Origin of the sequence: Paenibacillus sp. FSL H8-0104, from assembly GCF_038050215.1 — a bacterium.
GTDB classification, from domain to species: Bacteria; Bacillota; Bacilli; order Paenibacillales; family Paenibacillaceae; genus Paenibacillus; species Paenibacillus amylolyticus.
This window is the reverse complement of sequence record NZ_JBBOTC010000001.1, coordinates 2,832,170-2,844,187: the sequence shown is the minus strand read 5'-3', so window position 1 is coordinate 2,844,187 and position 12,018 is coordinate 2,832,170. Positions and strand designations below refer to the sequence as shown.

10 protein-coding genes are annotated in these 12,018 nt (G+C 40.7%); 1 reads left to right on the top strand and 9 read right to left on the bottom strand.

Annotation, left to right across the window (positions count from 1 at the left end):
- Positions 1-41: 41 nt before the first annotated feature.
- The 5 genes from NST38_RS12980 to NST38_RS12960 all read right to left on the bottom strand — a co-directional run bounded on the left by NST38_RS12980 (position 42) and on the right by NST38_RS12960 (position 6,859).
- Positions 42-491 (bottom strand): VanZ family protein, encoded by a 450-nt coding sequence (locus tag NST38_RS12980; protein ID WP_076249582.1) that lies wholly within the window; start codon positions 489-491, stop codon positions 42-44.
- A gap of 37 nt (positions 492-528) precedes the next feature.
- Positions 529-1,398: an effector binding domain-containing protein gene (locus NST38_RS12975; RefSeq protein ID WP_076249583.1), complete on the bottom strand. Its 870-nt coding sequence runs from the start codon at positions 1,396-1,398 to the stop codon at positions 529-531.
- A gap of 264 nt (positions 1,399-1,662) precedes the next feature.
- The gene (locus NST38_RS12970) at positions 1,663-4,095 is read right to left on the bottom strand and encodes a glycogen/starch/alpha-glucan phosphorylase (RefSeq protein ID WP_076249584.1); all 2,433 of its coding nucleotides are present in this window, start codon (positions 4,093-4,095) and stop codon (positions 1,663-1,665) included.
- Between the two features lie 464 nt (positions 4,096-4,559).
- Positions 4,560-5,663 carry a glucose-1-phosphate adenylyltransferase subunit GlgD gene (gene glgD / locus NST38_RS12965; protein WP_036608765.1) on the bottom strand — a complete coding sequence of 368 codons (1,104 nt, stop codon included), beginning with the start codon at positions 5,661-5,663 and terminating at the stop codon, positions 4,560-4,562.
- Positions 5,664-5,689: 26 nt separating this feature from the next.
- A complete protein-coding gene (locus tag NST38_RS12960) occupies positions 5,690-6,859 on the bottom strand; it encodes a glucose-1-phosphate adenylyltransferase (RefSeq protein ID WP_076249585.1) in 1,170 nt (389 codons plus the stop codon).
- A 624-nt stretch (positions 6,860-7,483) separates the two neighbouring features.
- Between NST38_RS12960 and NST38_RS12955 the strand changes: the two genes are divergently transcribed.
- A complete protein-coding gene (locus tag NST38_RS12955; RefSeq protein ID WP_341343976.1) occupies positions 7,484-8,548 on the top strand; it encodes an ATP-grasp domain-containing protein in 1,065 nt (354 codons plus the stop codon).
- Positions 8,549-8,629: 81 nt separating this feature from the next.
- Here the strand turns inward: NST38_RS12955 and NST38_RS12950 are convergent, their stop codons facing one another.
- The 4 genes from NST38_RS12950 to NST38_RS12935 all read right to left on the bottom strand — a co-directional run bounded on the left by NST38_RS12950 (position 8,630) and on the right by NST38_RS12935 (position 11,988).
- Positions 8,630-9,037 (bottom strand): hypothetical protein, encoded by a 408-nt coding sequence (locus NST38_RS12950; protein ID WP_341343975.1) that lies wholly within the window; start codon positions 9,035-9,037, stop codon positions 8,630-8,632.
- 83 nt (positions 9,038-9,120) lie between these two features.
- The gene (locus tag NST38_RS12945) at positions 9,121-9,852 is read right to left on the bottom strand and encodes a hypothetical protein (protein WP_341343974.1); all 732 of its coding nucleotides are present in this window, start codon (positions 9,850-9,852) and stop codon (positions 9,121-9,123) included.
- Between the two features lie 13 nt (positions 9,853-9,865).
- Complete coding sequence (locus NST38_RS12940; RefSeq protein WP_341343973.1) at positions 9,866-11,005, bottom strand: hypothetical protein; 1,140 nt, start codon at positions 11,003-11,005, stop codon at positions 9,866-9,868.
- Positions 11,006-11,049: 44 nt separating this feature from the next.
- Entirely contained in the window at positions 11,050-11,988 is a 939-nt protein-coding gene (locus NST38_RS12935; RefSeq protein ID WP_143781214.1) for a tyrosine-type recombinase/integrase, read from the bottom strand.
- Positions 11,989-12,018: the final 30 nt, after the last annotated feature.

The window sequence follows — 12,018 nt, the reverse complement described above, 5'->3', positions numbered from 1 at the left end:
TCTTATGCAAAAAGACCCGGTCATGGACCGCGATCTGCGGTTCAATTCCGAGTCCTTTTTTGTGAACATAAGACTAATTTAAATCCGGCGTAACCGATCCAGGCACCGATCGTGTTCAGAATAATGTCATCCACATCAAACGAACCTACACGTGTAATCAATTGTGTGACCTCAACACCCAGCAGAAGCAAAACAACTGTAGATGTAAAGGTCAGGAACGTACGACTCCTCCGAAACAACCATGGAATCCAGATACCCAGCGGAATGAACAATACGATATTGCCAAACAGGTTTTTCACCCAGGTATCTGTATTGTACCTCTCCCTCTCCATAAGAAGTGGACGAATCGTCTCGAAGGGTACGAGATTATATTGATAATACGACCACTGACAAACAGTAAAATGCCCATAATCAGTATGTAGAGCGCTGCCATGCAAGCAACAATGGTCAGCATCCACTTGGAGTGGAGCCACGACTTTTCGCTCATTCATCTGTCCTCCGACCTTGAATTCCGCGAAGCGGTAAGGTCTATTTTAACGGGATATATATCTTCATGTCCAGTTGTTCAGGGGTCGATTTCCAGACATCCGTCACTTCAAAGTCTGGTCCTTCCCTCCGTTCATAGTTCGACTGCGGCAACCAGCTGCCATAGATCATTTTCCGAATATCCTGCCCGGAGCCTTCCACGGTGAACTCTGCATACAAGCCGCCCGGAATTTCAATCGAAGTAAAACCGGGTTCAAGTACCTGCGATGCTCCACTGCTTTCTTCACCCACAATAAAAGAAAATGCTCCATCCTCTTCAAAATGACAGGCCACACCATAAGCCATATCAGGGCGTGTCCTCTCCTGGATCGCCATGAATTTCTGTTCCATGCCAAAATCGTGATAAAATCCGGGTATTTCAGCATAATGCTGATTGTCATTCAGGTTGGTCTTATATTCATAGCCGACAATCCAGTTCGGTTCCCGTGTGACCAGACGGGGTGTGTTCATGTGGAAAGTTCCATCAAGCCGAGTTCGATAATCGTTAAAATCAATGCTCTGTTGCATCTTCAGAAGAGACAACTGATCCACTTCCAGCTTACGCAGCTTCGCCGGTGTCATTCCAAAGTAGGCTGAAAATGCACGGGTAAATGCCTCTTGAGATTGATAGCCAAAGCTCATCGCAATGTCCAGTATGCCTTCCGATGTGCCCCGCAGCATCCCTACAGCTTCCGTTAATCTGCGTCTGCGCACGTACTCCAGTACCGTGAATCCCGTGATCGCCTGAAATAAACGCTGAAAATGAAACGCCGAAAAGCTCGCAGCAGCGGACGTCTCTCTGATATTAAAATCATCTTGCAAATGCTGCTCCAAATACTCAATAGCAAGCTGAATTCGTGTGTAATGATCCATAGTGACGGCTCCCCTATCTAATTCAAAATATCAAACGATTTCTTATGTAGTATGACTGAGATCCAGATCTTTTTTTTGATTTTGTGTGCGAACTTGTATGACGAAAGATACGCGAGTTCCGATTCTCTTCAAGTTGAATGACACTATGATACACTGTATGCCAAAACCCCCTTGTTCTACAAGGAGATGCTCTCTACGCTGGTTGATTTACCAGCAGAGATGTCTCTTGTGAACAAGGGGACTTGTTTGTTTAACAATCTATTCTTAACCTTTCCAGTTCCCGGACACGGGATGAACACCCCAGATATCTGTCGCATACTCACTAATGGTACGATCACTGGAGAATATGCCGGAATGTGCCGTGTTTAATATCGCTTTCCGAGTCCAGCCCGGAATATCCCGATACGCCTGGTCAATCGCTGCATGCGCGTCTGCATAAGCAGAAAAATCACGCAATACAAAGTATTCATCACCATGGGCCAGCAAGGAGTCATAAATATCCCAGAACTCCCCGTCACGATAACAGAATGCACCTGGATGCACCAGTTGCTCCACGACCTCGCGAATGCGTTCATCGTGCTGCACGATCTCATTCGGACGATAGCTGCCGGAACGATAATACTCAAGTACTTCGTCTGCACGCAGACCATAGATGAACATATTTTCTTCCCCAACCTGCTCCGCCATCTCCACGTTGGCTCCATCCATCGTGCCAATCGTTAAAGCACCGTTCATCATAAATTTCATGTTGCCCGTACCGGAAGCTTCCTTGCCTGCGGTTGAGATCTGTTCACTAACATCCGCAGCGGGAATGATCTTCTCTGCAAGAGAGACGGAATAATTTTCGAGGAAAAATACCTTCAAGCGGTCATTCACGGCCGCATCCCGATTCACCGTGTCAGCCACGTTGTTGATCAACTTGATAATTTTCTTGGCAAAATAATAACTCGGCGCTGCCTTGGCACCAAAGATGAATGTACGTGGTACCATATCAAACGAAGCATCATTCTTAAGCCGGTTATACAGATGCATAACATGCAGAATGTTCAACAGTTGACGTTTGTACCCGTGTAGTCTCTTCACCTGTACATCAAAGATGGAATCCGGATTCACTGCTGTCCCGGTATGATCCAGAATATACGCAGCAAGCCGCTCTTTGTTATCCCGCTTAATTGAACGGAACTGCTCCTGGAATGATGTATTATCCGCAAAACCAGCCAACTGGTCCAGCTTGCCCGGCTCTGTTATCCATTCGTTACCGATTGTATCCGTGATGAGATCCGACAGTTTCGGATTGGCATGCATCAACCAGCGGCGGTGAGTGATACCATTCGTTTTGTTATTGAAACGCTCTGGATACAGTTCATAGAACGGAGCCATCTCGCGCTCTTTCAAAATCTCGGTGTGCAGAGCAGCAACACCATTCACGCTATGACTGCCTACAATCGCCAGATGTGCCATCCGTACCTGATCGTTTGCAACAATCGCCAAATGCCCTATGCGATCCTGATCTCCCGGATACCGGTCCAGCAGCATGCCACAGAAGCGTTTATTGATCTCTTCAATTATCATGTAGATTCGTGGCAGCAGCCTGCTGATCATGGATACAGGCCACTTCTCAAGCGCCTCACTAAGCGTTGTATGATTGGTATACGATACAGTACGGGTTGTGATATCCCATGCTTCATCCCAGCCATACCCCTTCACATCAATCAGGATGCGCATCAGTTCTGGAATAACCAAGGTTGGATGCGTGTCATTAATGTGGAAGGCCACTTTATCAGGCAACCGATCATACGGTAGCTCCAGCTTGTTGAACGTACGTAAGGCGCTCTGTACACCTGCTGAGCACATGAAGTATTGCTGCTTCAATCGCAGCAACTTTCCTTCATACTGAGAGTCATCCGGATACAGGAATTCCGAGATTGATTCAACCGATCGGCTATAATCCAGATAACCGTAGTAGTTCGAAGGGGTGTCGAGTGAAGTCTCGCGCTTTGGCTCGGCACTCCATAGACGCAATGTATTCACATGGGTTTGACCATAACCGATGACAGGCACGTCATAGGGTATAGCGACAACCGATTCGGCATCTTTTGTAACAAACTGATATTCTCCATCCTGCTCATGAGCTTCTACTCGGCCCCAGAACTGTACTTCCACCTTTTTGTCTGGACGGCGGACTTCCCATTCATTGCCCTTATCCAGCCAATTGTCGGGTAACTCTACCTGATTACCATTGATGATTTTTTGCTCAAACAACCCGTATTTATATCGAATTCCGCAACCATGTCCTGCATATCGTAGTGATGCGAGTGAATCCAGGAAACAAGCAGCGAGTCGTCCCAGACCTCCATTACCGAGTCCTGCATCCGCCTCCTGTTCTTCTATCTCTTCCAAGGAGAAGCCCAGCTCAGCTAAACTGTCACGCACCAATTCCAATTCATTCACATTCAACAGATTGTTGCCGAGCAGACGTCCAATCAGGAATTCCAGCGAGAAGTAATAGACCTGTTTATCCTGGCGCTGCTTGAACCCCTGATTCGACGCTGCCCAATCCTGGCCTGCATATTCACGAATCATGCTTCCCAGTACATGGTACACGTCTTCCTGTGTTGCTTCTTCAATCGGTTTGCCCAATTTGCTGACCAGATTCCGTGTAAATATACTCTTGAACGTTTCCTTGTTGTCAAACAAAAGTAGGTTCCTCCCGGGGAAATCCTGCAGGATGGTGGCGGTTCATATAAATTGAACTAGAGAATATTTACACTGGACACTTCGATGACAGAATAACCTTCCGATCGCTGTTATCCCCAGATTTTTTTGATTCCTTTTAAAATGGGAAAATCCGGGGATAAAGGCGAGCGCTGCGCTTCTTCAGGTTATTTCTGTCCTCTCCGTTTTGTGTAAATGTTTAAGTTGAATTTATATATTCAAGGTAAAATTTGAAGCCAGCATATGCTTTCGAAGCAGCTTTCTTGCAGAAAGCTTTTAGGCGAACGCTACGCTTCAGATTCGATTTCGTCCCCTCCACTACGTTTGCACGTATGAAAAGCTCTAGCAATGGTACCCGATGCTTAGAAAGTGTATGAACCTTAAATCCATCCTACAGGATTTTTATTTTATATATATTTATAGAAGATATCGGTTACGTGTGGGCATTAGATAATAGTACTTTTCGCTAAAATGTATGGATTCGACGGGTCGCCGATCAGCGTCTGTCCTCCGGTCAGCTTCACGTCTTTATCGAGAATGACATTCTCAAGTACCGTCCCCTCACCAATGTAACATTTCTGCATGATGATGGAACCTTTTATTTTGGCACCCTTGGCCACCTGTACCCCACGGAACAGAATGCTGTCCTCCACCTCTCCACCAACAATGCAGCCATTCGCGAGAAGTGAATGTTTAACATCGGCGGTATCCAGGTATTTGGCAGGCGCTTCGTATTTAATTTTGGTCTGGATCGGATCTTCCTTGAAAAGTTGTTCATATTGCCCTGTGTTCAGCAGATCCATACTGTTGCGATAATAACTGTCAATGGAATTGATGACTGCGTGATAGCCATCATATGCATACGCAGCGATATTCAATCCATCCGGATTTTTTTGAATGACATCCCGGAAGAAATGGCTCTCGCCATGATCGATGCAGCGTTGCACCTGGCGCAAGAACAATTCTTTTTCCATGATGAAAATTTCTGTATATATATTCGGGTGATTAGCGCTTTGGTGAATGTCCACCACGTTACCGTCCCCGTCATGTTCAACTTTGACACAGGCGTCATGCTCAGGCAGCAGCTGATCTACTTTTTTGCAGACCAGTGTAACGTCGGCTCCTTTACTGATGTGATACCTGTAGACATCCTGGAGGTCTGCTTTGGTCACATGGCGACTGCCCGCATGCACAACATATTGTCCTGCCCCTCTGTGGAAAAAGTCCAAATTGTTATGGAAATGTTGCAAATCCCCTTGTGATGTATCTGTTGGATCGTTCCAGTCTGGTGGCAAAATAAACATACCCCCATGCTTGCGATCCAAATCCCAAGGTTTACCGTCACCAAGATGGTCCATCAACGAGCGATATTTTCGCCGTACAAATACACCAATACTCTCAATGCCTGCATTCATCATATTGGATAGAACAAAATCGATCAGACGGTAACGCCCGGCATAAGGCACCGCGGCTCCGCAGCGAAAATACGTCAATTCCTTCAATTCTTCAAGTTCATGGTCAAGGTTAATAACTCCGATCAATTGTTTCATCGCATGCACCGTCCTTTTAACTTCAATTAGGCCTTGCTGGTTATTCCTTGGCGAAGCTGGCGTTCCAGTTCTTCCTGATCCACGAGCAATATATCACTCTCATCTCCCGGTGCAGGCGAAATCTGTGTTCCATCTGGAATAACCAATCCTTCTGCGATAATAGCTCGGTAAATGCTCACATTTTGCCCGATTTTCACTCTTGGCATGATGACCGAATCGATGACAGCACTGTTCTCGCCAACTTCAATTCCATAGAACAGAACAGAATGATTGACCTCACCATGCACTACAGTACCCTCACTAATAATACAATTCCGCACCTTGCCCGAAGGTGAGATGTATTGTGCAGGTTGGTTCGGATTACGTGTGAAAATACGCCAGTCCGGATCATTCAGATTAAACGGTGTGTCTTCGTCCAACAGGTCCATATTGGATTCCCACAGACTGTGAATGGTACCTACGTCTTTCCAATAACCTTCAAATGGATACGCATATAAGGATTTTTTATTTTCAAGCAATAAAGGAATAATATCTTTACCAAAATCATAGGAGGTGGATGCCTGTTGTTCATCCTGGATCAGGAAACGTTTCAGTACATCCCACTTGAAGAGATAGATACCCATGGAAGCGAGTGTGCTCTTGGGCTCAGGAGGTTTTTCTTCAAATTCATAAATGCTATAGTCATCGTTGGTGTTCAGCACTCCGAACCGGCTGGCTTCTTCCAATGAGACATCAATGACCGATATGGTGCAATCCGCATCTTTTTCTTTGTGATACTGGAGCATTTTTTCGTAGTCCATCTTATAGATATGATCCCCTGACAGAATGAGCACATGCTCAGGATCGAATTGTTCAATAAAGTTCAGGTTCCGGAAGATCGCATCCGCTGTACCCCGGTACCAGTTGCTACCGTCTTCACGTTCATGTGGAGGAAGTACATATACCCCGCCGTTTTTCCGATCCAGATCCCAGTCACTGCCAATGCCAATATAGGAATGTAAGACAAGTGGTTCATATTGAGTCAATACACCAACTGTATCAATACCAGAATTAGAGCAGTTACTCAGCGGAAAATCAATGATTCGGTATGTGCCCCCAAAATATACAGCCGGCTTAGCCAGTGATTTGGTCAATCCTTTTAACCTCTTACCTTGCCCTCCGGCAAGTAGCATCGCTACAACTTCTTTTTTCGCCATCATTACAGCCTCCTCCACGTGCATTCGTTCTGATTCATTTCAGAGCCCATAATCGATATTCTGTTGTGTGGACACTGTTGTCTTGATTAGGAGCTTGCTGTACAGATGTGTAACCGGTGAATCTTTGTTGCAGTTGAACTTCTTGGATTGTAAAGCCTGAAATAGAGATGATGCTGGTGTAGAATTGCTTGACTGTCTTACAGAGGTGAATGTTTAGATGCAGAACTTAAGGTGTAGCTCGTGAACAATGAAATAGTCTACTCCTATTTAACATTAAACACGAAACGGACTGGGGAATCTTACTGGAAAACATCGACATCAAGTTGCGGGTAAGATTACCCTTTCTCGTGCCGCTGTTATTCATATTGTATTCGATATAAGAGAAGTAAACTCCTTTTGGAAAATTCATGGTAAAAGTGTGACACTACTAGACCCATAAACCTATAAATCAAAAATGCAGGTCTTACGAATCAGAAAACGGCAATAAATTTGTAAATTTTTAGAGGAATATATAGAAATGTGTCGAATAGATAGATGTAGTATAGAAGTTATGATCAGATTTGCCAAAGCAATCTATCAGGAATTTACATACTAATAACTATAAATTATTTGGAGGTTGCAGTAGTGAAAGAAATCGAAAATCTAATTAAAGATCTGAAACCAAAAGTTGAATCGCTTCGAGCAAACTTCAACGTATCTCTTTTAACAAATACACGTTCCAAAACTAGAGAAATAAATAATAGCCTGATGAGTTACTCTACAAACAACGAGTTTTTCAATCAAGAATTTGAAGAAGTTTTAACAGGAATTCAGAATGCTGGCTTTTTTGTTGAGCCCTTCTTTAACGAGATTGAATTTATTCTAACAACTCTGAAAGAATCCTCTTATAGAAATAAGAGATTTGTTTACAATCTATCGCGAAATGGTCAACATACAGGAAAAAAATCACTTATTCCTTCGTTTTGTGACCTTATGTCAATTCCGTATACAGGGTCAGATGCACTTGTAATTTCATTTAGTAGAGCTAAATATATGTATACAAAATACTTAGATAACCATGGAATTAAAGTTCCAAATAGTTGGGTATATGACCCGGTTCATACTTGGCTTAACGGCGCCCAGCCGTTGGTAGAAACAAATATAATAATAAAGCCGATGCATGAATCAGCGAGCATAGGACTTTCGAAATCGTCTATAAAAAAATATAATCAAGAGTCTCAGTTGGAAATAACAAGAGAGAGTTTAGAAAAAAATACTCCTCTTTTAGTCCAAGAATTCATTTCAGGGTTTGAATGTGAAGTACCACTTCTTATATCAAGTAAACCTTATGCAATGAATCCAGTTGGAATTTCAATTGATGGTGAGAACCATGTAGGGCAAGAAATTCTAACCTACGCTCACTCTTATAGTGATAGTTATGGCTTCTATTCTTTAGATAAAGAGTTCCCGAAATCTGTTGTTGAAAAAATTCGGTCTACGGCTACACAAATTGGAAGGCTGGTAGGACTAAAAGGATATGGGAGAGTAGACTTCAGAATAAATAATCAAGGAGTGCCTTACTTAATGGATATTGCCGCTTCGCCGTATACGACCCAGCATAGTTCGTTTGCTTTCGCTTATGAACAGCTGGGTCTTAATTACCATGATATATATAGCTCCATTATCGCTTTATCAGCCAATTCTAATTAAGATAGAACTACGACTCATAAAGATGAAAATTGAAGATCTGAAAAGAGAAACAATCTACAATAAAACTGGCAAGCATCATCTTCATGCACTATGATCATATACCCATTGATCAAGCAGGAGAGGATCAAGCATAATTTGTGCTGCAATCATTTTTTCCAGGGCAATTATTCTGTTTTTCATTTTTTTAATATTTTTCTTATGAAATTCTGGCAGTTTGTTCTTAAGTTCAGCTAACAGTTTTTCAGCCAATAACCAATCGTGCTGAAGTAAACTTTTAATTAGTTCCAAGTTGGTAAGATAATAATCATAAAATTGATCTTCGTTGTTAATAAGAATCTGTGTTTTTAAGCTAACTAAGATATCTTCAAAGCGAGTGTAATCCTTATTGATTAAGTGCAGGTTAGCAATATTTATTAACATAATTGCATCTTTCTCGCTAGGTGTAAACGAAATCTTACTTTCGAAATCGATAATACTTTGTTCTATCATTTCTTGAGTAAGATTTTTGTTTATTTTAGCTGGGCGTAGTTTGGAAAGGAATCTCGCTAAAAATAAATTATTGTTAATTTTTCCTATTGAAGAAATTCAATATAATCGTGTTCAGACACCAGTTGCAAACATCTTTCCAAATGTAACATGGCTTCATCTAATTCGTTTAAAACAATTGAAATCCCTCCATAGTTACAGAGTGAGAAATAATACTGGACATAATCATCCGCAGCTTCAAAATATTCTACACTATCTAAAATATTTCTTTTAGACATTAAAGCGGACCTAAATAAAAATGATTTTCGATACATAATATTACGCATATAGTTGAAGAACGGCCTGTTACCTTGTTTATCAATAAAATTTAGTAATTTAAATGCCATCTCTTCACCTTTATCGAACTCTCCAAGTTTGTTTGTGTACGTAGAGAATAGTGCGAAGGAGCATTGAGCCCACTGTTCAGGTTCTTCTATTTCTAGCTCTTCTAACAAGTAAGATAATAACTTAACATATTTTCTTACATGGTTTGTGTTCATATTGAGCATCAGCGAAACCAGCAGCTGCATACGTAATACCTCAGCTCTCAATAACAATGATGATCCTGAGTCGGAAATATTCTGCAGTTCATTGTTTGCTTGTTGATAATTTTGGGCCAAATACTGATTACAGGCTTTAAACAGATAGTCTAAATCTTTAATAAGAGGGCTTAATTCAATGTCGCTTTGAATGATTTCATTCAAAGTTTGTTTAATCGATATTTGATCATCAGGTATCCATGATATTGCAATACTGCGGCAATAAGCTAATGCAAACAATCCAACAATTTCTTTAGTATATTTTTTCCTTGTTTGCCGATGATAGATGTAAAGCTCGTAAAGAATAACTTTCCGACCTATTCTGTTTCAAATATTTGTAGTATTTGTAATGAAATTTAGATTGGGTTTCGGTTGCTTTATCATAAAAAAAACTCTGGATTAGAGTATTTGAAAACGCGAATTGGTTTCCTTTTTTTAACAAAAGATATGTGCAAGACTGGGAGAGCAAATCTTCTGTTTCATATTTTTCATCACACAGGTAACTAACCTCATCCGTGTTAAAATCACCATCAATAACCGAAGATGCTTTCAAAATGTCATTAACATCTTTCTCTTTATTACCAAAAATCCTCAGTCTATTTTCCAAAATTTCATTTATACTAAAACCTTTTTCATCTGGATATAACTTTGCTTGTTGATCGTTATAAAGTCCATCTACAACCATGTTGATAAAATCAATGTTTGCTCCACTTAATGACATAATAGTATCAAGTTCACTTCGAGAAAGAGATAATTTATACCCTAATAAACTAATTATCTCAGTTAGTTCATTAATTTCAGGAGCAATTAATTTGTAATGTTTTCCTGATGTTATAAAATTCTTAAAACTTATGTCTGTCACTTTAGCACGATCTTCTTCATTTGTAATAATTACAAGTCTAATGTTTTTACTTTTTAGCAAATGTTTGCGACTTATTATGGCTTCTATAAATGATTTAGAGTGTTTGTCCCAGTATTCATAACTATCTGCGACAATAACAATATTACTTTCTGAAGATTTTCTAAGCTGTCTTAAAAAGAAATCTATTTTTGAATCAAAAATTTCTTTTCTCTTGAATGCGCTCGTTAACCCGACAGAAAATACCAAAGGAATACTAAATCCTAAATTGAAATTTGTTCCAGTATTCTCATTTATTCGATTCGATGTTTCTGAATGAATAATGGTAGAGTAGGCATCGATGTCTCCTTTATTGCCTTCAATATGATACCCTTTCCAATCTTCATAAGAATTTATGATTTCATCAAGGTATTTTTTAACCAAAAATGTTTTTCCAATTCCAGGAGGACCGCTTAAATGAACGATGTTTATTCGATCATTATTAAAAACTTCTTGAATTCCTTCTTTTACAAGTTGTTGTCTTTTCGTTAACACTACTGCAACCTCCAAATAATTTATAGTTATTTGGAGGTTTTTCTCTACACTTTTAGATTATTTCTCGGATTAAACCTCGACAGCACATCCTTCTTCCGTTCAACAGACACTTCTGTGTATATTTGGGTCGTGCTGACATTGGTATGTCCGAGAATTTCTTGGACTGATCGTAAATCTGCACCATTGTTCAGCAGATGTGTAGCAAAGCTATGTCTGAGGTAATGAGGTGTTGATTTTTTGCTAACTTTAGATAAGTCCCTGTATTTAGAGTAAATATCCTCAATGGAGTAAATGGAGAGTCGATCACCATATTTGTTGAGGAACAGAGCATCAGATTGGGGGTCGAAATGTTCGCGGGCATGCAACCATGTTTTAATTTTATGGATGACCTCGCTACTTGAGATGTAGAGCAGCCGCTCCTTACGACCTTTTCCAAAAATCAACACGGTTCTCTCTTCGAGATCGATGTGCTCCATATCAATATTCACTAGTTCTCCAATACGAATTCCAATAACATAGAGCAGTTCAATGATAGCATCGTTGCGAAGGTTGATTCTTCTTCTAAAACTCGTGTGCAATTGTTTCATGTGCTCTTGTGGTGCATTTAATAACTTTTCAACCTCTTTGACAGAAAGTGTCTTTGGAATACGTCTTGCCGTTTTGAATTTTTTTCCGAAACCAATAATTGGGGACTCGATTATATCACCGCTTTGAACCAAATAACTAAAAAATGCTTTAAAGCATATGTACTTTCTTTTAATGGTCGAGTCTTTAAGTGTATGCTCACTGTTTAATTGTTCCAGATACATTCTTAGATTTTCTCTGGTTACATCATGGATATTTTTAGTGTTAAGCCATTCTACAAGTCTGTTGAGATCAGACAGATAGGCTTTAATGGATTTAAGGGATAGATTACGCTCCACGCTTAAATAAGTCTCATATTGCTTAATATAGGTGTTTAGGTTACTTGTACTAAGTCTCATGATGCCTCCTGATGTCGATGTCATATGTTG